Source organism: Streptomyces sp. NPDC058685 (genome assembly GCF_042714725.1).
Taxonomy (GTDB): domain Bacteria; phylum Actinomycetota; class Actinomycetes; order Streptomycetales; family Streptomycetaceae; genus Streptomyces.
Map to the genome: position 1 here is coordinate 50,931 of NZ_JBHXSL010000017.1, position 19,247 is coordinate 70,177.

Here is a 19,247-nt window from a genome sequence, read left to right on the forward strand (position 1 = left end):
GCCGCCCGGTTCGCCGCCCAAAGGGCCCGGTCCGCAGCCCGGAGGGGCCGAGCCCGTGGCCCGGCCGAGGGCGTCACCGGTCGGCCGGCCCCGACCCTGCCGTACCTGCCGTACCTGCTGTCTCGATCGTGAGGCGTGCCCCGGCGACGACACCCCACTCCGCCATCGCCCCGGCCTCCGCCTCCAGCACGTGCCGCGCCCGCAGCCTTGGTCTCCCGAGCCGCCCCGGAACCGTCGTCCGGACCTCCACGACCCGCAACTCCCGGTCCAGATAGGCCACATCGATGGTGAACCGCATCCGGAAGGTGTGCACGCTGTTGCACGGCGTCAGCAGCATGGCCCCGGCGATCCCGTCCCGGCCCAGCAGCCCGCGCCGCCGCGGACCGTACGTCGCCGCGATCTCCACCGGCACCGCGGCGTCCCGCCCGGCCACCCGCAACACCCCCATGCCGTCCCGCCACCGACGCCGTCCGCTCATGGTCGTAGACCGTAGCGCCGGCCTTCCGGTCATGGGTCCGGATGCCCCGAGTGGGCCCCAGGACCCATGGCCGCGGCCGGAACGGGCCCCTACGCTCTGTGCCGTGTATGCCACGCTGCTCGCCGTCGCCGCCCTGTGGGGCGCCGCCGCGGGCCTGCTCGTGCCCCGCGGCGCGTACCGGCTCTCCGTCGAGCCGGGGGAGCCATGGCGCGACAGCTGTCCTTCCGGGCACGGCTTCGCCGGTCCGGTGCGCGGCTGGATCGGCGGAGCCCGGTGCGCGACGTGCGCGACGGCGGTACCGGCCGTGTCCGGCCAAGCGGCCGACGGTGCCGCGGGCCGCTCCCCGGACGCACCCGTGACACGCGCGACACCCGTCAGCGTCCCCCTGGTCACCACCGCGGCCTGCGTCTCGGTGGCCGCCGCCACCGGGATCCGCCCCGAACTGGCCGTCTGGCTGCTGTTGATGCCCTTCGCCGTACTGCTCGCGGTCGTCGACCTCCGGGTGCACCGGCTGCCCGACCAGGTGACCCTGCCGTTGGCCGCCGCGGCAGCCCTTCTTCTCGGACCGGTGGCCCTGCTGCCCGGACACGCCGGTTCCTGGGCCACGGCATTGCTCGGTGGACTCGTCCTCGGCGGCGCCTACTTCGTCCTCTTCGTCATCCATCCGAACGGCATGGGCTTCGGTGACGTCAAACTGGCTCTGTCGCTGGGCGTCGTCCTCGGCTGGTACGGCTGGACCGTGCTCTTCGCCGGCGCCTTCGCGGGCTTCCTGTTCGGCTCGCTGTACGGGGTCGCCCTGATGGCCCTCGGCCGCGCAGGCCGCAGGACGGCGATCCCCTTCGGGCCGTTCATGATGGCGGGAGCGCTGCTGGGGCTGTTGCTCGGCGCGCTCGCCGCCCGAGGCTGACCCCGCACGTACCCGGCCGTCCCCACCCGCACGCCGCACACCGCGAGCCGCCCATAACGAGAAGACAGAGCGCTGTCCCGGCGCGCAGTATCGGTCCCATGGACACCCAGCCGGTCAACATCATCGAGGCGCTCGCCACCTTCGACGACGTCTACAGCCCGCGCATCGTCGCCCGGATGAACGACTACGACGTACGCATCGCCCACACCGCCGGGGAGCACGTCTGGCACGTCCACGAGGACACCGACGAGTTCTTCCTCGTGCTCGACGGCCGCTTCGACATCGCCCTGCGGGCCGCCGACGGCACCGAGTCCACCGTCGAGCTCACCAAGGGCGACACCTTCGTCGTCCCCAAGGGCACCGAGCACAAGCCGTCCTCGCCCGGCGGCTCCATCCTCATGTTCGAGCCGTCCGGCACGAAGTCGACCGGTGACCGGCACGAGGGCGACATCCCCGGCCATGTCGACAGCACGACGGGACACGCCCTGTGATGACAGCACAGCAGCACGGCACACCACGGTCGTTCGAGGACCTGATCGAGGAGGCGTCCGCCGTCTCCGTCGAGGGCTGGGACTTCTCCTGGCTGGACGGGAGAGCCACCGAGCAGCGCCCTTCCTGGGGATACGCCCGGTCGATGGCCGAGCGCATGGCGCGGGCCTCGGCGGCGCTGGACATTCAGACCGGTGGCGGTGAAGTGCTCGCCTCCGTACCGGTGTTGCCGCCGCTCGCCGTCGCGACGGAGGCCTGGCCGCCGAACGTCGCCAAGGCCACCGCCCTGCTGCGGCCGAGGGGCGTGGCGGTCGTCGCCGATCCCGAGGAGCCGCCGCTGCCGTTCGCCGACGAGGCGTTCGACCTCGTCGTCAGCCGCCATCCCGTCCGTGCGTACTGGCAGGAGATCGCCCGCGTCCTGCGGCCCGGCGGCACCTACTTCTCGCAGGAGGTCGGCCCGGCCAGCGTCTTCGAGCTGGTGGAGTACTTCCTCGGGCCGCAGCCGCCCGAGGTGCGCGGCGCCCGTGACCCGCAGGCGGCGCGGGCCGCGGCGCAGGCCGCGGGGCTCGATGTGGTGGATCTGCGGGCGGAGTCGCTGCGGACCGAGTTCCACGACATCGGGGCCGTCGTCTACTTCCTGCGCAAGGTCATCTGGATGGTCCCCGGGTTCACGGTCGACCAGTACCGTCCGCAGCTCGCGGCACTCCACGAACGGATCGAGTCGCAGGGACCGTTCGTCGCCACGACGACGCGCTTCCTCATCGAGGCGGTCAAGCCCGTCTAGTCCGCCTCCCTCGGCAAGCGCCGCCCTGCCGTGCCGCCGCTTCCGGCGCCGCTACCAGGGCTGCCGGCCGCCGTGCGATGGCACGCACCGGACGACGCTCCCCAACGGGCGGACATTGCCGGTCGAGGTACTAGCATCCGGAGGTATGCGGACATTTTCTGACAACTCGGCGGTTCGGCGCAGCGTCCTGCGATCCCTCGTCCCCGCGCCCTCGCCGGAGCCCGCAACACGCACCGCTCCCCGTTTCCCCGCCGCCCTCCTCCCCTGGAGCTGGGCGGCGGTCTTCTTCCTGCTCTACGCCACCGTCGCCGTGCGCCGTCATCTGCTGCTGCGCACCACCGGCTACGACCTCGGCATCTTCGAGCAGGCCATCCGCGCCTACTCCCAACTGCGCGCCCCGATCGTCCCGTTGCGCGGGGAGAACTTCCATCTTCTCGGCGACCACTTCCACCCCGCGCTCGCCGTTCTCGCCCCGCTCTACCGCCTGTGGCCCTCCCCTCTGTGTCTGCTCCTCGCCCAGTCCGCGTTGCTGGCGCTCGGCGCCGTACCGCTGGTGGCCTGGGCGCAGCGCGTACTCGGCCGGAGGTCCGCGCACGCCGTCGCCCTCGGGTACGGACTCAGCTGGGGCATCGCGTCGGCCGCCGCCTTCGACTTCCACGAGGTCGCGCTCGCCGTACCGCTGCTGTCGTTCGCCGTCGTCGCGCTCGGCCGGCGGCGCTGGGGAGCGGCCGTGGCCTGGGCGGCGCCGCTGGTCCTGGTCAAGGAGGACCTGGGCCTCACGCTCGCCGCGCTGGGCTGCTTCGTCGCCTGGAAGGGACCGCGGCTTCTCGGCGTCGCCACCGCGGCCGCCGGTGTGATCGCCTCGGTGATCGAGATCAAGGTGCTGCTCCCCGCGTTCAACCCGGCCGGCGGCTATGCCCACGGTGTGAACCTGGGCGAGGGCGGCCACTCCACCCTGCTGGGCACCCTCGTCTTCGCCCCGCTCGACGCGCTGCGCCCGGACATCAAGGCGATGACCCTCATCCTGGTGTTCGCGCCCTCGGCGCTCCTCGCCCTGCGCTCCCCGCTCGCCCTGCTGGCCGTGCCCACGCTCGCCTGGCGGATGCTCTCCCAGAACGGCTTCCACTGGGGCACCTCCTTCCACTACAGCGCCGTTCTGATGCCGATCGTGTTCGCCGGACTCATCGACACCCTGCGGCGCTGGGGCGCGGCCGACCACCCGCTCGCCGCGCGGCAGGTGCGGGCCTCCCTCGCCACGGTCCTCGCCGTCACCGTCGTCATGCTGCCGTCGTTCCCCCTGGCCCAGCTGGCGCAGCGGGCCACATGGCGCACCACACCGCACATCGAGGCCGCCCGCTCCCTGCTCGCGAAGATCCCCGACGGCGCGTCCGTGGCCGCCTCCAACCGCCTGGTGCCCCAGCTCACTTCACGCTGCGACGTGGTGCTCTTCCCGACCTTCCCGGTCGACGCCCGGCTCTACGAGTACGACAAGGACCGGCTGCCGCGCCCGACGGCCGAGTGGATCATCCACGACCGGGAGGCACCCGAGGCCTGGCCGTACCGCACCGGCCACTGGCCCTATCCGCCCGAGAAGCAGGCCGCCGAACTCGACGCCGCCGAGCGCCGGTACGGCTACGAGCGGATCGCCGAGAAGGACGGCATCACCCTGCTGCGCCTCAGGCATGCGGCCCGACCGTGACCGTACGGACCGCCGCTCAGGCATGCGGCCCGACCGTGACCGTACGGACCGCCGCTCAGGCATGCGGCCCGACCGTGACCGTACCGACCGTCAGCTCCGCCGTCCCCTCCAGCACTTCGGCGACCCGCTCCACCTGACGCTCGAGTGCACGATGCGTCCGGGCGCGCTCCAGCGCCGTGCCCACCGGCTCGACCGTCACCGCGATCCGCTTTCCCGACCGCTTCTGGTGCCACACCCCACGGACCTCCCCGTCGACGAGGACGACGGGGAAGTTCCCGGCCTGACCACCGGCGAGCGCCCGCTCGCGGGCGGCGCCCGGGAAGAGCAGCTCGCGTGGCTGCGAGGCGATGGTGAACGCGTCGAAGTAGGGGAGCAGCCGCACCCCGCGCGGTGCCTCGTCGGCGAACTCGGTGTCCCCGGCCGCCACCCATGCCCGCTCACCCGCGAACACGACCTCCTCGATCCGGCCGTCGGCCGCCGATGACTCGAAGAGACCGGCCGCCCAGGCGCGCGGAGCGGCGAGCCACTTCGCGAAGTGCGCGGGTGAGGCGGGTCCGTACGCCCGCAGATAGTGCTCCAGGAGGACCTCCAGCGCGGCCGGCCCCTCCATCGGCGTGACGCCGGGGTTCGTGCAGGTCGCCTTGCGCCCGCGGTTGGGGGCGAAGGCGAGCAGCCCGCGGTGCGCCGCCAGATGTGTCGCCTGGCGCCACCGGGGCCACTTGTCCTGGAAGGCATCCATCACCCGATCGCCCGCCCACGGACCGGTGCGCTCCACGATCGCCTCGGTCAGCTCGTCGATCGTCAGCTCCGCGCCGGTCAGCGCGTCGCCGATGGCGGCCAGGACCTGCTCCGTCTGGTCGTCCGTCATCCGCACATCGGGCGGCATCGGGTTCGACCCCGCGGGGATCGCGGAGAGCGCCCCGGTCCACATCGGCATGTCCTCGGCCGCCAGCAGATGGACGGTGCCGCGGGGTCCGTACGTCTTCACCAGGCTGCGCTCCGTCCACAGCGCCTCGCGCACGCTCGTCCGGGTCGCACCGCCGTCCAGGCGCAGCGCGACGGACAGCTCGGCGGCGGAGAGGACCTGCGCGTGCGCGCCGAGCATGGCGGCGGTGATCCGGGCGGGCGAGTCCTCGGCGGGGGTGACCAGGCCCTGGCGGCGGAGCCTGCGGGCGGATGCCTCGGTCCATGTCACTTCGCGCGTCGTCATGACAGGACGGTAGGAGCCGTGTAGGCCAGATCCTGTCCTCGTTCCGGACCGCGCTCCGCGAACGGTGGTGTACTGGCGAAACGGTAAGTATCGAGGGTGTCGGAGGAGTTGCCGTGGCCAAGGTGAAGAGTGCGTACAGCTGCGGTCTCGACGCCGCCGTGGACGTCGTCGGCGGCAAGTGGAAGCCGCTCATCCTCTGGGCGCTGCACGACGGCACGCACCGCTTCGGGGAGCTGAAGCGCCATGTCGGCGGCGTCAGCGAGAAGATGCTGATCCAGCAGCTGCGCGAGCTGGAGGCGGACGGTGTGGTGCACCGCGAGGTCTACCGGGAAGTGCCGCCCCGGGTGGAGTACTCCCTCACCGAGCTGGGGGAGGCGCTGAACACCGCGCTGCTGCCCCTCGGACTGTGGGGCGACACCTTCATGGAGCAGATCATCGCCAACAAGACGAAAGAATCCTCGGCCTGACGGACCGGCCGACGGACGGCCGTTCCCTACACCCCGTCACCGCGTCAACGGCGCGCCCGTACCCGGGGTCCCCCCTGGGGGGTACGGCCCGGGATGCCCGAAGAGCCCAAAAGCCCCTGGTTTCCGGGCTCCCGGGCTACAAGGGGCCCTCCGTTCGCCGCATCCGTGGCGTAGTTCCGGCACGGCGTGGCACGCACCACCACTTACGAAGGGTTATGGTGGAAACCCCCCCTCGGGCCGGTCCGTATCCCCCCCACGGACCGGCCCGGTTTTCTGTCCCGGCCCGTGCGGCCGCCGCCGCACCCGTCAGGTGAGCGACTTCCGCCCCTCTCCGCCGGTGCGCGGAGGCCACCGCTTCCCCCGGCCTCACGCGGCGTCAGCCGTCAGCTGCGGGCCGCCCAGATGTTGGTGCCCTCGGTGTCGATCGCGTAGGTGTCGATCTCCCGCAGTTCATCCTCGCTCAGCGGCGCACCGGCCAGAGCCGCCACGTTCTCCTCGAGCTGCTTCACACTGGACGCGCCGATCAGGGCCGAGGTCATCCGCGGATCCCGCAGCACCCAGCTGATGGCCAGCTGAGCCAGTGACTGGCCGCGGCCGGAGGCGATGTCGTTCAGCCCGTTCAGCCGGCGCACGACCTCGTCGGAAAGGAGCTTCGGGTCCAGCGACTTGCCCTGGGTGGCCCGCGAGCCCTCCGGGATGCCCTTCAGGTACTTGTTCGTCAGCAGGCCCTGGGCGAGCGGCACGAAGGAGATGCAGCCCATGCCGGCGCTCTCCAGGGTGTCGAGCAGCCCGTCGTCCTCGATCCAGCGGTTGATCATCGAGTAGGAGGGCTGGTGGATGAGGGCGGGGACGCCCATCTCCTTCAGCAGCCGGGCGGCCTCGGCGGTCTGCTCCGCGGTGTAGGAGGAGACACCCACGTACAGCGCCTTGCCCTGCTGCACGGCCGTCGCCAGCGCGCCCATCGTCTCCTCGAGAGGAGTGTTCGCGTCGAAGCGGTGCGAGTAGAAGATGTCGACGTAGTCGAGCCCCATGCGGTCCAGGGAGGCGTCGAGCGAGGAGAGCAGGTACTTGCGGGATCCCCACTCGCCGTACGGCCCGGGGTGCATGAGATAACCGGCCTTGGTCGAGATGACCAGTTCGTCGCGGTAGGGCGCGAAGTCCTGCGCGAAGAGCTTGCCGAAGTTGAGCTCGGCGGAACCCGGCGGCGGGCCGTAGTTGTTCGCCAGGTCGAAGTGCGTCACGCCGAGATCGAAGGCGCGGCGCAGGATGGAGCGCTGCGAGTCGAGGGCGCGGTCGTCGCCGAAGTTGTGCCACAGGCCGAGCGAGAGGGCGGGGAGCTTCAGTCCCGACCGGCCGGAGCGGCGGTACTCCATCGAGTCGTAGCGTTCGGGAGAAGCGAGGAACGGGGAGGTATGAGTCACGTATCCCTCCTTATCACGGACTTGTGACAGACCGGGTTGGGTGGCTGTGGCCCGTGCGCAGTACTGTTGCGGCTTCGGGGATTGCCGCCCGGCGGGGGCCGAGGCCGGTGCTGCGTTCACCCGGGGCAGGGCGCCCGACGGCGGCCGCGCCGCGGGCCGGGCCCCGGGTACAGGGCGGGTGAGCCCGACGGAACCGAGAGGTGGACTGGCGTGAACTTGCGTGACCTGGTGTACGGGCTCTACGCACGCCGGGTGGAGGGCCGACTCGACCACGCCCAGGTGCCCAAGCACATCGGCGTCATCCTCGACGGCAACCGTCGCTGGGCCAAGGCATCCGGCGGTACCGCCGAACAGGGTCACAAGGCCGGCGCCAGCAAGATCCAGGAGCTGCTGGGCTGGTGCGCCGAGACCGATGTCGAGGTCGTCACCCTCTGGCTGCTGTCCACGGACAATCTGGACCGTCCGGAGAAGGAGCTCGTCCCGCTCCTCGGCATCATCGAGAACGCGGTCCGCGACCTGGCGGCCGACGGCCGCTGGCGCGTGCACCACGTGGGCACGCTCGACCTGCTCCCCGCCCGCACCCAGTCCGTGCTGAAGGAGGCCGAGCAGGCCACCGACGGCATCGACGGAATACTGGTGAATGTCGCCGTCGGCTACGGCGGGCGGCAGGAGATCGCGGACGCGGTCCGCTCCCTGCTCCTGGAGCACGCCGACAAGGGCACCAGCTTCGAGGAGCTGGCCGAGATCGTCGACGTCGAACACATCTCCGAACATCTGTACACCCGCGGCCAGCCCGATCCCGACCTGGTCATCCGCACCAGCGGCGAGCAGCGGCTGTCCGGATTCATGCTCTGGCAGAGCGCCCATTCGGAGTACTACTTCTGCGAAGTCTTCTGGCCGGCGTTCCGCAAGGTGGACTTCCTGCGTGCGCTCCGTGACTACGCCGCGCGCCACCGCCGCTACGGAAACTGAGGTCCCCGCGGGGCCTCCGCGGCGCTGATCACCCTCTGTTCACCCACACGTCGTCATATGCCATGGCATGGCAGCGCGTGTTCGAGGGAATATCCCTTCCAGGTCGACGTCCGATCCACGAACGTCGTATCTCAGTGAGCGGCCGAGACCGCTCACCCGGGAGGCCCTTTGCACACGAAGGAACGCACCCCCTGTGCGGACCGCGCGGAGGGCCGGTGCTCGGCCCGCGCATCGTGGCCAGAGCCCGGCCCAGTCGCCCGCGACGCCGTCGCAGCCCGACCTCGTCCGAGGGGGTACGTCCTTCCGTGGTGAACAGCACAAAGCGCCGCATGCCCGACAGGCGCACTTACGTTCTCGACACCAGCGTCCTGCTGGCCGACCCGAACGCCATGACCCGCTTCGACGAGCACGAAGTCGTGCTCCCGATCGTGGTCATCACGGAGCTGGAGGCCAAGAGGCACCATCCGGAACTCGGCTATTTCGCCCGTCAGGCCCTGCGCCTGCTGGACGACTTCCGTATCCGGTACGGACGCCTCGACGCCCCCATCCCCATGGGCGACCTCGGCGGCACGATCCGTGTCGAGCTCAACCACTCCGATCCCGGCGTCCTTCCGGCCGGCTTCCGATTGGGGGACAACGACTCACGGATCCTGGCGGTAGCGCGAAATCTCCAGGCCGAGGGGTACGACGTCACGGTCGTCTCCAAGGACCTGCCTCTGCGGATCAAAGCCTCCTCCGTCGGCCTGCTGGCCGAGGAGTACCGCGCCGAGCTCGCCATCACCGACTCCGGCTGGACCGGAATGGCGGAGATGTCGCTCTCGGCCGAACAGGTCGATCTGCTCTACAGCGAGGAGACGCTCTACGTCCCCGAGGCTGCCGAGCTGCCCGTCCACACCGGACTGGTCCTTCAGTCCGAGCGCGGCAAGGCGCTCGGCAGGATCACGGCCGAGGGCAACGTCCGGCTCGTGCGTGGTGACCGGGAGGCCTTCGGCATCCACGGCCGCAGCGCCGAGCAGCGCATCGCCCTCGATCTGCTCCTCGACCCGGACGTCGGCATCGTCTCGCTCGGCGGCCGCGCGGGCACCGGAAAGTCGGCGCTCGCGCTGTGCGCGGGACTCGAAGCGGTCCTGGAGCGCCGACAGCACCAGAAGGTGATGGTCTTCCGGCCGCTGTACGCGGTGGGCGGGCAGGAGCTCGGCTATCTGCCCGGCACCGAGGCCGAGAAGATGAGCCCCTGGGCGCAGGCGGTCTTCGACACGCTCTCCGCCGTGGCGGGCCGTGAAGTGATCGAGGAGGTCCTCGGGCGCGGCATGCTCGAGGTGCTGCCGCTCACCCATATCCGGGGCCGTTCGCTGCACGACGCGTTCGTCATCGTGGACGAGGCCCAGTCCCTGGAGCGGAACGTCCTGTTGACCGTTCTGTCCCGAATCGGGGCTGATTCCCGGGTCGTTCTCACGCATGACGTGGCGCAACGGGACAATCTGCGCGTGGGGCGGTACGACGGAGTCGTCGCCGTGGTCGAGAAGTTGAAGGGCCATCCGCTGTTCGCGCACGTCACCCTCACCCGGTCCGAGCGATCGCAGATCGCCGCACTGGTGACCGAAATGCTTGAGGAAGGCCAGATCTAGCACCTAATACGGCAGTTGGCGCCGCCCGGCAGACGCAAGAGCGTAGCCGGGCGGCGTCGTGCTGTGCGCCGGTTTCCGTAAAACTCCTGAGGCAAACGGCATGTGAGCTTTCACACGCAACGAAGAATTGCCTTGCGGCGTCGGCTTCCGGCAGAGTCTTGCTTCCGTCAGGCCCCGCATACGACACACCCGCACCACCCGTGGTGCACCGCAACACACAACTCAAGACCTGCCGTCGTGTGCCGCCCGCGAGCTTCATGGGCTCTCCCGCAGGGGAGTTGCCCACCGGGCCAGCGCCTCCTGTGACCCCATGCAGTGAGGAGGCCAGCGCCAGGGGCACGATTCGTACGCGAGGTCACCCATGCGCGCGATGCTGGAAGGAAACCGTGTGAGCCGGATCTCGGTCCGGGGATTCGCCGTGGCGTCAGCCACCGCGGTCACCACCGTCGGAGCTGTTGTGGGCGTTGCCTCGGGCAACACCCAGCCCGCGGGCGACACGCTCGAGGCGACGGCCGCCGACGCGACTCTCCTCGCAGACATTCCCATGGGCCAGCAGGCCCAGGTTCAGGTCTCCTCCCTCGCGGAGCAGGCCGACGCCCAGGCCGCCGCCGCCGACGCGACGGCCAAGAAGTCCGCCGAGGAAGCTGCCCGCGTCGAGGCGGCGAAGACCGCCAAGGCGAAGAAGGAAGCCGCCGAGGAGAAGGCGCAGGCCGAGCGCGAGAAGGAAGAGCGGGCCAACCGCGACTCCGTGCGCGACGCTTCGAGCTTCTCCGCGAAGGGCTCCTACTCCGTCGCCGAGGTTCAGGCGATCGCCCGGCAGATGGTCCCCGCCGACCAGTTCCAGTGCTTCAGCAACATCGTGGACCACGAGTCCACCTGGAACTACCGCGCGCAGAACCCGTCCTCCGGTGCGTACGGTCTCGTCCAGGCCCTGCCCGGCTCGAAGATGTCCTCGGCCGGCGCCGACTGGCAGACCAACCCGGCCACCCAGATCAAGTGGGGCCTCAACTACATGAACGAGCGCTACGACAGCCCCTGCGGCGCGTGGTCGTTCTGGCAGGCCAACAACTGGTACTAGAGCCGTCGCTCAACTTCACGCGGCCCCTCACCGTCCTACGGTGAGGGGTTTCGTGCGTGTACCGTCGTTCGGAATGCGGGGGGAGCAGTGGGGGGAAGAGAGAAGATCATGTCAGGACTGCCAGGCTGGCTCGCGGGGCTGGGTGCGGGAATCACCCGTGCGTCCCAGCGGCTGGACGAGCGCCGCAAGGAAGCCGTGGCCGACGACCTCGCCGACGAGGTCGTCGTGGCCACCCCCCGCCCCGAGCGGATACCGGCGCCGCCCGCGTACGCCCCGGCTGTCGTGGCCAAGCCCGACCCCATCTCCGCCATCCCCTGGGGCATGCGGGTCGCGGCGGAGGCCGGCTGGCGGCTTCTCGTACTCGCGGGCACGCTCTGGGTGTTGATGAGGATCATCAGTGCCGTCCAGCTGGTGGTGCTCGCCTTCGTCGCGGCGCTGCTCGTCACCGCGATGCTCCAGCCCACCGTGGCCCGGCTGCGCCGGATCGGCCTGCCGCGCGGGCTCGCCACCGCGGTCACCGCGATCGCCGGCTTCGTCATCATGGGCCTGGTCGGCTGGTTCGTGGTGTGGCAGGTCATGGACAATCTCGACAACCTCTCCGACCGCGTCCGGGACGGCATCGAGGAGCTCAAGCGCTGGCTGCTGGACAGCCCCTTCCATGTCACCGAGTCGCAGATCAACGACATCGCCAAGAACCTCAGCGACACGATCGGCACCAACACCGAGGAGATAACGTCCGCCGGCCTTCAGGGCGTGACGGTGATGGTGGAGATCCTCACCGGCATCCTGCTGGCGATGTTCTCCACGCTCTTCCTGCTGTACGACGGGAAGCGCATCTGGCAGTGGACGCTGAAGCTGGTCCCGGCGCAGGCCCGCGAAGGAGTCGCCGGAGCCGGGCCGCGGGCATGGCGCACCCTGACCGCGTATGTGCGCGGCACGGTGATAGTCGCCCTGATCGACGCGATATTCATCGGTATCGGCATCTATTTCCTCGATGTCCCGATGGCCGTGCCGCTCGCCGTGTTCATCTTCCTGTTCGCCTTCATCCCGCTCGTCGGCGCGGTCATCTCGGGCGCCCTCGCGGTCGTCGTCGCGCTCGTGACCCAGGGCGTGTTCACCGCCCTGATGGTGCTGATCGTCGTCCTGGCCGTGCAGCAGATCGAGGGGCACGTACTGCAGCCCTTCATCCTGGGACGCGCGGTCCGCGTGCATCCCCTCGCCGTCGTCCTCGCGGTCGCGGCGGGCGGCCTGACCGCCGGCATCGGCGGAGCGGTGGTCGCGGTGCCGCTGGTGGCCGTGACCAACACCGTCGTCGGTTATCTGCGGGTGTACAGCCAGGAACAGGCCCTGCTCGCCGCGCCTCCGCCGCACGGCGCGACGATCGTCGAGGTGGCGCCCGGCGCCGTGGCCGTTCCCGAAGGCGCGCCCGGACCGCAGGAGCGGGAGTGATCTCCGAGCCGGAACTGGTCGGTGACGAGGAGCCGTTCGGCGAACCGGAGATCCCCGGTCAGCGGAGGGACGGCGCGGGGGACCGGGACGCCGCCGGGGAGACCGTCTCGACGGCGGACGAGCCGTGGTTCCGGCGCCCGCCCCCGCAGGCCCGGCGGTGGGCTCTCGGTGGCGCGCTGGTGGCCTCGGCGGTGTGGGCGGCCGTGCTGTACGTCCACGAGAGCCGGGGCCCGGACATGGGCGCCTACCGCGAGAGCCGCAACCTCTGCCTCGACACGGAGGTGAAGGCGCTGTCCACCACGCTGGGCAAGGTGGACTCCCCGCGGCCGTCCGGGCGCGAGCACGCGGCCAGGGACATGGCGACCTGCTGGATCCACCTGGTGGACTCCGCCGCGGAGGAGGCGGACCAGCACACGCCGACGACGGTGTTCGTCACGTACGCGCTGCACAAGAAGACGGACCCGGGGCCGGAGTTCGAGGCCGACGTGGGCACGGACATGTTCTTCGGTGACACCGAGATCGCCATGGAGCGGGTCGAAGGGCTGGGCGAGCGCGCCTACTTCGTCCGGTCCGGCGGTTCCGGCATCCCGGGCCTGCATGTGCTGGACGGGCAGGCCGTCCTCACCATGACCGTGTCGCCCGGCGCCCTGTCCGGAGCGGACACCGACGTCACCCCGGCCGACGCGTCAGAGATCAGGCCCTTCATGGTCGAGGACATGCGGGCGCTGATGGCGAAGCTCCGGAGCTAGCTGAGCTGAGCGGGCGGACAGCGGGCAGCCCCGGACCCCCGGACTTCCGGCCCCCTGGACCCCCGAAACCCCCGGACCCACGCGAAGGGCCTCCGCCGGCGTGATGTCGGCAGAGGCCCTTCGCGTGGATCGGTCGTCGCTCGTCTACTCGGCGAGGACGGCCTCGGCGTCCAGCGTCGTCCCGACCGCCTGGATCACCGCGGCGATCTTGAAGGCTTCCTGGACCGTCTCGCGGTCCACGCCCGCCTTGCGCAGCACCTGCTCGTGCGAGTCCAGGCACTGGCCGCAGCCGTTGACGGCGGAGACCGCCAGCGACCACAGCTCGAAGTCGACCTTCTCCACGCCCGGGTTGCCGATGACGTTCATCCGCAGGCCCGCGCGCAGCGTTCCGTACTCCGGGTCCGACAGCAGGTGCCGGGTCCGGTAGAAGACGTTGTTCATCGCCATGACGGCGGCGGCGGACTTGGCGGCGGTGTACGCCTCGGGGGAGAGGTTCTCCCGGGCCTCCGGCTCCAGCTCGCGCAGCACCTTCGGCGAGCGCGAGGCGATCGCGCAGGCCAGCACGGTGCCCCACAGCTGCTGCTGCGGGAGGTCGCTGTTGCCGATGACCGAACCGAGGTTTAGCTTCAGGTCCTTGGCGTAGTCCGGCAGTGCGGACTTGAGCTCATCGAGTGCCATGATCACTCACCGGCCAGCAGCTTGACCGGGTCGAGGGTCTCGTCGCCGGACTTCCAGTTGCAGGGGCACAGCTCGTCGGTCTGCAGGGCGTCGAGCACCCGCAGGACCTCCTTGGGGTTACGGCCGACGGAGCCGGCGGTCACCATCGTGAACTGGATCTCGTTGTTCGGGTCGACGATGAAGACGGCGCGCTGGGCGAAGCCGTCCTCGCCCTCGATGCCGAGGTCGCGCATCAGCTCGTGCTTGGAGTCGGCCATCATCGGGAAGGGCAGGTCACGCAGGTCGGCGTGGTCCTTGCGCCAGGCGTGGTGGACGAACTCGGAGTCACCGGAGAAGCCGAGGATCTGAGCGTCGCGGTCGGCGAACTCGTCGTTCAGCTTGCCGAAGGCGGCGATCTCGGTGGGGCAGACGAAGGTGAAGTCCTTGGGCCACGCGAAGACGACCTTCCACTTGCCCTCGTAGGACTTGTGGTTGATCACCTCGAACTCCTTGCCGGTCTCCAGCGAGACGCAGGAGGTGAGTTCGTACGTGGGGAACTGGTCACCAACAGTGAGCACGCGCTCTCCTTGCAAAACATGGAATTCCCTTTTGGGGTGTTCCAGGGGGTTGGACGGATCTTGATCCTGGCACAGAGTGCATTGATCAAAGAAATAGCTAGACTCGGTCGTCGCGATCGGAGGTAGCTATCAGTGGGTGGCATGAACAGGGGCAAACAGCCGAGCCTCGCACAGCTGCGTGCCTTCGCGGCCGTGGCCGAGCATCTGCACTTCCGGGACGCGGCGGCATCAATCGGGATGAGTCAGCCGGCACTCTCCGGAGCCGTCTCCGCTCTGGAGGTGGCACTGGGTGTCCAGCTCGTCGAGCGCACGACGCGCAAGGTGCTGCTGTCGTCCGCCGGCGAGCGGCTCGCCGCCCGGACCCGGGCGGTGCTGGACGCTGTCGGTGAGCTGATGGAGGAGGCCGAAGCGGTACGGGCGCCCTTCACCGGAGTCCTCCGGCTCGGCGTGATCCCCACCGTCGCGCCCTATCTGCTGCCCAACGTCCTGCGCCTGGTGCACGACAAGTACCCCGCGCTGGACCTCCAGGTCCACGAGGAGCAGACCTCCTCGCTGCTGGAGGGGCTGGCGGCGGGCCGCCTCGACCTGTTGCTGCTCGCCGTCCCCCTCGGGGTGCCCGGCATCGAGGAACTACCGCTGTTCGACGAGGACTTCGTTCTCGTCACCCCCGAGGACCACTGGCTCGGCGGCCGCCAGGACATACCGCGCGACGCGCTGCGCGAACTCCCGCTGCTGCTGCTCGACGAGGGCCACTGTCTGCGCGACCAGGCCCTCGACATCTGCCGGGAGGCCGGCCGCCGCGACGGCACACCGGTGACCACCACCGCGGCCGGGCTCTCCACCCTGGTGCAGCTGGTCGCCGGCGGACTCGGCGTGACCCTGCTGCCGCGCACGGCGGTCGACGTGGAGACCGGACGCGGCGGACTCCAGACGGGCTGGTTCGCCGACCCGGCCCCGGCGCGCCGCATCGCCCTGGCGATGCGCTCGGGAGCGGCACGCCAGGGCGAGTTCGAGGAGTTCGCCCTGGCGCTGCGGGACGCGATGCGCTCCCTGCCCGTGCGGGTTCTCGGCTGACTACTCCGTACGCAGTCCGTCGGGGCGCATCAGGCGCCACAGCACGGGCAGGCTGAGGAGTGTCACCAGCAGGATCAGCGCGGCGCCGACGGCGTTGACCGGCAGGAACACCCACCAGTCCTCGACCTGCTTGTCCACCATCCGCAGCAGCACCAGACCGAGGCCCACCCCGCCGCCGGTCGCCAGGGTCAGACCCAGCACGATCGGCACGGCCGTCTGCCACAGCACCGACCAGCTCAGCGTGGCCCGCCGGGTGCCGAAGGCGACCAGCACCGACAACAGCCGCTTGCGGTCGCGCAGTTGCTCCAACGTGGAGACGAGCATGGACGCGGCGATCAGCAGCATCGTGGCGGTCGCGCCGACGAACAGCCCGGTGCGGACGCTGGAATACTGACTGTCGCGCTCGAAGTTCTGCAGCGTGTTGACGAAGGTCAGCGGGTCGATGGCGGCGGCCGTGTTGCGGGCGTACTCGGCCGCGTCCGGTACCGCCGGATCGAGCTTGATCATCGTCCTGGCCTCGGGAGACATCAGCGCCTTGACGTCGATGGCCGACGGTGTGGCCATGATGCCGAAGGCCAGGTCCCCCATCGGATCGGGCCGCGAGTCCACCGTGCGGGCCGACTCCGGTACCCGCCACAGGGCGGGCGCGGGGCGCGTGGTCCTCCCCTGGCTCCACTGTTCCGGATGGAGGTTGACCTGGGCGCCCGCCCGAGCGGTCTTGGCGAGGTAGTCGTCGGGCGGTCCCTGACCCTCGGGCGTCCGGACGATGAAGACATCGCCGTCCCGGCACGAGGAGATCTTCGCCAGTTCCTTCAGGGAGGGGCAGTCGCCGACGGTCAACTGCGTGGTGGGGATGAAGTCCTCACCCGCACGCTGCGGCCCCGGCCGCTCGACACCCGCCTCGATGAACCCGACCACGCCGAGGACGCCCTTGGTCCGCGCGTACTCGTCGATCATGCCGCGGGCCAGGGTGCCGTTCCTGGCCGGCACCCGCGTCTCCAGCTGCGCGCGGGCCGAGTCCATCCCGGTCGGTCGCATGAAGTCGTTCTGCACGGCGGTCAGCAGCATCTGGAGCGCGATGGCCCCCGCCGCCGCGACGACGATTCCGCTCACCGCACGGGCCGCCGTACCGCTGCTCAACTGGAGCCTCCGTACGGCCAGTTGCCAGGCCACCGGTCCGCCCCTGAGCCGGCCGACGACCGCCTCCACCAGCCACGGGAGCAGTGAGGTGGTGCCGATCAGCACCAGCATGGCGCCGGCGGCGATCTGGTACGTGGCGATGCCGGTCTCCTCCATGCCGATGCTCCCCGACTGGGGCAGCAGCAGCGCGACACCGACGGCCGGGAGCAGCAGACGCCACCACAGTCGGCGCCGCCGCGGAGCCGCGTCGCGGACGACGCCGAGCGGCTCGATGGACACACGGCGCAGCGCGGAGAGCGTGACACCGATCGCCGAGGCGGGCACCGCGACGAGGATCAGTACCGTCAGCCAGAGGCTCGGGACGATGTCGGAGGGGAAGGCGTTGACGTCCCAGACGGTCACCGAACCGGCGAGCTGCCGCAGCCATGCGAAGAGCGCGGCGCCCGTGGCGAGACCCAGCAGCGCGCCGCCCAGGGACTCGCCCGCCGCGATGCGACGGGTCATCGCCTGGTCCGCACCCACCAGACGCAGAGCGGCCAGCCGGCGGTCGCGCTGCTCCCCGCCGAAGCGCACGGCGGTGGCGATGAACACGGCGACGGGCAGGATCAGGGCGACGCAGATCATCACGACGATCAGCAGCAGCACCGCGTTCAGGGGATCGCCGGGGCTCGCGTCACCGTAGTGGTCCGCCCGGCCCTCGGCGCCGGTCTCCAGGCCGACGGGGCTGCCGGCGTAGTAGAGCAGTTCGGCCCGCCCGGTCAGACCTTCCTTGCCGATGGTCGCTCCGACCTTGTACGGCAAGCGGTCCTTCAGCAGGGAGCCGCCCGGGGAGTCGAGCAGTTCGGCCAGCGCGGGGGAGACGGCCATCTCGCCGGGAGCGGGCAGCTCGGTGAGGCCCGGAGGTGTGGGGGCGTCGCCGCCGTCGGGACGGATCACGAGGCCGTTGACGGTGTCACCGCGGTACAGCGTGCTGGTTCGGTTGAAGAGGAAGGAGCTGTTCGACGGCTTCGCCTCGTCGAGGCTCACCGCGCGGGCGATCGCGCGGTCGTCACGCGTCTGCAGAAGGCCCGGCACGGACGCCGCGAACAGCAGCATGGCGACGCCGAGACCGACGCCCAGTGCGGTGAGGGCGGTACGGGCCCAGCCGGGCCGCCCGCCGGTGACGGCGAACCGGAGACCCAGCGCCAGGTCCCGTATCCAGGAGGAGCCGCGGTTCATCAGACGCCCGCCATGTCGCGGACCCTGCCGTCGCGGACGACGACCTCGCGGTCGGAGTAGGCGGCGACCCGGGTCTCGTGGGTGACGAGGACGACCGCCGTGTTCGCCTCGCGGGCCGAGTCGGTCAGCAACTGCATCACCCGCTCGCCGTTCAGCGAGTCCAGCGCGCCGGTCGGCTCGTCGGCGAACAGCACGCGCGGCGATGTGACCAGGGCACGGGCCACGGCGACCCGCTGGCCCTGACCGCCCGACACCTCGCCGGGCCGCTTGCCGCTCACGTCGGCGATCTCCAGGCGTTCCATCCACTCCGCCGCGGCGCGCTCCGCGGCCTTGCGCCGGGTGCCGCCGAGCCGCAGGGGCAGGGCCACGTTCTCCAGGCAGGTCAACTCCGGTACGAGCTGGCCGAACTGGAAGACGAAGCCGAACTCGGTACGCCGCAGTGTGCTGCGCTCCGCGTCCGACATGTCGGTGAGCTCACGCCCGCCGTAGCCGATCGCGCCCGAGTCGGGCGGAACGATCCCGGCCAGACAGTGCAGCAGCGTCGACTTGCCGGAGCCGGACGGCCCCATCACGGCGACGACCTCGCCGGGGTGGATGGAGAAGGAGGCCCCGACGAGGGCGGGGGTCGAGCCGTACGCCTTGTGCAGGTCCTCGGCCACGAGCAGGGAGCCGGCCGGGGTCATGCGCCGACCTCCTTCGCGAGCTGCCCGAGCCGGGCGGCGGTCAGTTCGAGCCAGCGCAGATCGGCTTCGAGGTGGAAGAGGGCGTGATCGCAGATGAGCTGGTCGGCGAGGTCGCCGCGGCGCTTGCGGTCGGTGAGGACGCGCATCAGCCGCAGATGCTCGGCACGCTGCCTGTCGAGCAGATCGGCCGCACTGCGGCCGGTGAGCAGGGCGAGGACGACCTTGGTGTAGAGGGTCGACTGGAGGTACGGCTCCGGCTTCTCCGGCTCGGCGAGCCACTGTGAGACGTCGGTGATCCCGGCGTCGGTGATGGCGTAGCGCTTCCGCTCGGGCCCGCCGCCCGCCTCGACGCCGTCGACCTCGACGAGCCCGTTCTTCAGGAGCCGGGACATGGTCGAGTAGACCTGCCCGTAGTGCAGGGGCCTGTCGTGGCCGAACTTCTCGTCGAAGGCGCGCTTGAGGTCGTAGCCGTGGCGCGGACCGGACTCGAGGAGCCCGAGGAGGGTGTGACCGATGGACATGCGGAGCACTCTACACACGGCGTATACATGGTGTGTATACCCGGG

The 19,247-nt window shown here is 70.6% G+C and carries 19 protein-coding genes; 11 read left to right on the forward strand and 8 right to left on the reverse strand.

The features are described 5' to 3' along the window. Positions 1 to 73: 73 nt before the first annotated feature. On the reverse strand, positions 74 to 478 hold the full coding sequence (locus ACFWU3_RS16770; protein WP_384437330.1) for a DUF192 domain-containing protein: 405 nt from the start codon (positions 476 to 478) through the stop codon (positions 74 to 76). Positions 479 to 581: 103 nt separating this feature from the next. On the opposite strand from ACFWU3_RS16770, the gene ACFWU3_RS16775 reads away from it, so the two are divergent. From ACFWU3_RS16775 to ACFWU3_RS16790, 4 genes are all read left to right on the forward strand, one after another. Further along, positions 582 to 1,385, forward strand: a complete 804-nt coding sequence (locus ACFWU3_RS16775; RefSeq protein WP_384437333.1) for a prepilin peptidase — start codon at positions 582 to 584, stop codon at positions 1,383 to 1,385. Positions 1,386 to 1,483: 98 nt separating this feature from the next. Further along, the gene (locus ACFWU3_RS16780; RefSeq protein WP_384437336.1) at positions 1,484 to 1,876 is read left to right on the forward strand and encodes a cupin domain-containing protein; all 393 of its coding nucleotides are present in this window, start codon (positions 1,484 to 1,486) and stop codon (positions 1,874 to 1,876) included. Continuing rightward, positions 1,876 to 2,658, forward strand: coding sequence for a class I SAM-dependent methyltransferase (locus ACFWU3_RS16785; protein WP_384437338.1), 783 nt, complete (start codon positions 1,876 to 1,878; stop codon positions 2,656 to 2,658). The genes ACFWU3_RS16780 and ACFWU3_RS16785 overlap by 1 nt, the downstream gene beginning before the upstream one ends. A gap of 145 nt (positions 2,659 to 2,803) precedes the next feature. Further along, positions 2,804 to 4,357: a DUF2079 domain-containing protein gene (locus ACFWU3_RS16790; RefSeq protein WP_384437341.1), complete on the forward strand. Its 1,554-nt coding sequence runs from the start codon at positions 2,804 to 2,806 to the stop codon at positions 4,355 to 4,357. A gap of 55 nt (positions 4,358 to 4,412) precedes the next feature. Here the strand turns inward: ACFWU3_RS16790 and ACFWU3_RS16795 are convergent, their stop codons facing one another. Further along, the gene (locus tag ACFWU3_RS16795) at positions 4,413 to 5,567 is read right to left on the reverse strand and encodes a winged helix DNA-binding domain-containing protein (RefSeq protein ID WP_384437344.1); all 1,155 of its coding nucleotides are present in this window, start codon (positions 5,565 to 5,567) and stop codon (positions 4,413 to 4,415) included. Positions 5,568 to 5,680: 113 nt separating this feature from the next. Between ACFWU3_RS16795 and ACFWU3_RS16800 the strand changes: the two genes are divergently transcribed. After that, positions 5,681 to 6,034 carry a winged helix-turn-helix transcriptional regulator gene (locus tag ACFWU3_RS16800; RefSeq protein ID WP_384437347.1) on the forward strand — a complete coding sequence of 118 codons (354 nt, stop codon included), beginning with the start codon at positions 5,681 to 5,683 and terminating at the stop codon, positions 6,032 to 6,034. Between the two features lie 383 nt (positions 6,035 to 6,417). Here ACFWU3_RS16800 and mgrA read toward each other — a convergent pair whose 3' ends face one another. After that, on the reverse strand, positions 6,418 to 7,455 hold the full coding sequence (mgrA, locus tag ACFWU3_RS16805) for an L-glyceraldehyde 3-phosphate reductase (RefSeq protein WP_384437349.1): 1,038 nt from the start codon (positions 7,453 to 7,455) through the stop codon (positions 6,418 to 6,420). A 210-nt stretch (positions 7,456 to 7,665) separates the two neighbouring features. On the opposite strand from mgrA, the gene ACFWU3_RS16810 reads away from it, so the two are divergent. The 5 genes from ACFWU3_RS16810 (at position 7,666) to ACFWU3_RS16830 (ending at position 13,331) form a co-directional block, all read left to right on the forward strand. After that, positions 7,666 to 8,427: an isoprenyl transferase gene (locus ACFWU3_RS16810; protein ID WP_313944368.1), complete on the forward strand. Its 762-nt coding sequence runs from the start codon at positions 7,666 to 7,668 to the stop codon at positions 8,425 to 8,427. Between the two features lie 305 nt (positions 8,428 to 8,732). Beyond that, a complete protein-coding gene (locus ACFWU3_RS16815) occupies positions 8,733 to 10,055 on the forward strand; it encodes a PhoH family protein (RefSeq protein WP_313944367.1) in 1,323 nt (440 codons plus the stop codon). Positions 10,056 to 10,443: 388 nt separating this feature from the next. Further along, positions 10,444 to 11,133 carry a transglycosylase SLT domain-containing protein gene (locus ACFWU3_RS16820; RefSeq protein WP_384437352.1) on the forward strand — a complete coding sequence of 230 codons (690 nt, stop codon included), beginning with the start codon at positions 10,444 to 10,446 and terminating at the stop codon, positions 11,131 to 11,133. Positions 11,134 to 11,241: 108 nt separating this feature from the next. Beyond that, on the forward strand, positions 11,242 to 12,582 hold the full coding sequence (locus ACFWU3_RS16825; RefSeq protein WP_384437355.1) for an AI-2E family transporter: 1,341 nt from the start codon (positions 11,242 to 11,244) through the stop codon (positions 12,580 to 12,582). Then, positions 12,579 to 13,331 (forward strand): hypothetical protein, encoded by a 753-nt coding sequence (locus ACFWU3_RS16830; protein ID WP_384437358.1) that lies wholly within the window; start codon positions 12,579 to 12,581, stop codon positions 13,329 to 13,331. The genes ACFWU3_RS16825 and ACFWU3_RS16830 overlap by 4 nt, the downstream gene beginning before the upstream one ends. 144 nt (positions 13,332 to 13,475) lie before the next feature. On the opposite strand, the gene ACFWU3_RS16835 is transcribed toward ACFWU3_RS16830, so the two are convergent. Both ACFWU3_RS16835 and ACFWU3_RS16840 read right to left on the reverse strand, forming a co-directional pair. Beyond that, positions 13,476 to 14,009, reverse strand: a complete 534-nt coding sequence (locus tag ACFWU3_RS16835; protein ID WP_384437361.1) for an alkyl hydroperoxide reductase — start codon at positions 14,007 to 14,009, stop codon at positions 13,476 to 13,478. A 2-nt stretch (positions 14,010 to 14,011) separates the two neighbouring features. Beyond that, positions 14,012 to 14,566 carry a peroxiredoxin gene (locus ACFWU3_RS16840; protein WP_327680734.1) on the reverse strand — a complete coding sequence of 185 codons (555 nt, stop codon included), beginning with the start codon at positions 14,564 to 14,566 and terminating at the stop codon, positions 14,012 to 14,014. A gap of 141 nt (positions 14,567 to 14,707) precedes the next feature. On the opposite strand from ACFWU3_RS16840, the gene ACFWU3_RS16845 reads away from it, so the two are divergent. Then, positions 14,708 to 15,640, forward strand: coding sequence for a LysR substrate-binding domain-containing protein (locus ACFWU3_RS16845; RefSeq protein ID WP_384437366.1), 933 nt, complete (start codon positions 14,708 to 14,710; stop codon positions 15,638 to 15,640). Here the strand turns inward: ACFWU3_RS16845 and ACFWU3_RS16850 are convergent, their stop codons facing one another. Genes ACFWU3_RS16850 through ACFWU3_RS16860 form a run of 3 tightly spaced genes read right to left on the reverse strand, consistent with a single transcriptional unit; the run spans position 15,641 to position 19,202 of the window. Then, positions 15,641 to 17,998, reverse strand: coding sequence for an FtsX-like permease family protein (locus ACFWU3_RS16850; RefSeq protein ID WP_384437369.1), 2,358 nt, complete (start codon positions 17,996 to 17,998; stop codon positions 15,641 to 15,643). Then, entirely contained in the window at positions 17,998 to 18,681 is a 684-nt protein-coding gene (locus tag ACFWU3_RS16855; protein ID WP_384437373.1) for an ABC transporter ATP-binding protein, read from the reverse strand. Before ACFWU3_RS16855 ends, ACFWU3_RS16850 begins: the two co-directional genes overlap by 1 nt. Next, the gene (locus ACFWU3_RS16860; protein ID WP_313944358.1) at positions 18,678 to 19,202 is read right to left on the reverse strand and encodes a PadR family transcriptional regulator; all 525 of its coding nucleotides are present in this window, start codon (positions 19,200 to 19,202) and stop codon (positions 18,678 to 18,680) included. Before ACFWU3_RS16860 ends, ACFWU3_RS16855 begins: the two co-directional genes overlap by 4 nt. Positions 19,203 to 19,247 lie beyond the last annotated feature (45 nt).

What these genes read in the sequence shown, in the direction of transcription:
- ACFWU3_RS16770 (WP_384437330.1), bottom strand. Translation starts at nt 478, where the DNA reads ATGAGCGGACGGCGTCGGTGGCGGGACGGCATGGGGGTGTTGCGGGTG.
- ACFWU3_RS16780 (WP_384437336.1), top strand. Translation starts at nt 1,484, where the DNA reads ATGGACACCCAGCCGGTCAACATCATCGAGGCGCTCGCCACCTTCGAC.
- ACFWU3_RS16785 (WP_384437338.1), top strand. Translation starts at nt 1,876, where the DNA reads ATGACAGCACAGCAGCACGGCACACCACGGTCGTTCGAGGACCTGATC.
- ACFWU3_RS16790 (WP_384437341.1), top strand. Translation starts at nt 2,804, where the DNA reads ATGCGGACATTTTCTGACAACTCGGCGGTTCGGCGCAGCGTCCTGCGA.
- ACFWU3_RS16795 (WP_384437344.1), bottom strand. Translation starts at nt 5,567, where the DNA reads ATGACGACGCGCGAAGTGACATGGACCGAGGCATCCGCCCGCAGGCTC.
- ACFWU3_RS16825 (WP_384437355.1), top strand. Translation starts at nt 11,242, where the DNA reads ATGTCAGGACTGCCAGGCTGGCTCGCGGGGCTGGGTGCGGGAATCACC.
- ACFWU3_RS16835 (WP_384437361.1), bottom strand. Translation starts at nt 14,009, where the DNA reads ATGGCACTCGATGAGCTCAAGTCCGCACTGCCGGACTACGCCAAGGAC.
- ACFWU3_RS16845 (WP_384437366.1), top strand. Translation starts at nt 14,708, where the DNA reads ATGAACAGGGGCAAACAGCCGAGCCTCGCACAGCTGCGTGCCTTCGCG.
- ACFWU3_RS16850 (WP_384437369.1), bottom strand. Translation starts at nt 17,998, where the DNA reads ATGAACCGCGGCTCCTCCTGGATACGGGACCTGGCGCTGGGTCTCCGG.
- ACFWU3_RS16855 (WP_384437373.1), bottom strand. Translation starts at nt 18,681, where the DNA reads ATGACCCCGGCCGGCTCCCTGCTCGTGGCCGAGGACCTGCACAAGGCG.
- ACFWU3_RS16860 (WP_313944358.1), bottom strand. Translation starts at nt 19,202, where the DNA reads ATGTCCATCGGTCACACCCTCCTCGGGCTCCTCGAGTCCGGTCCGCGC.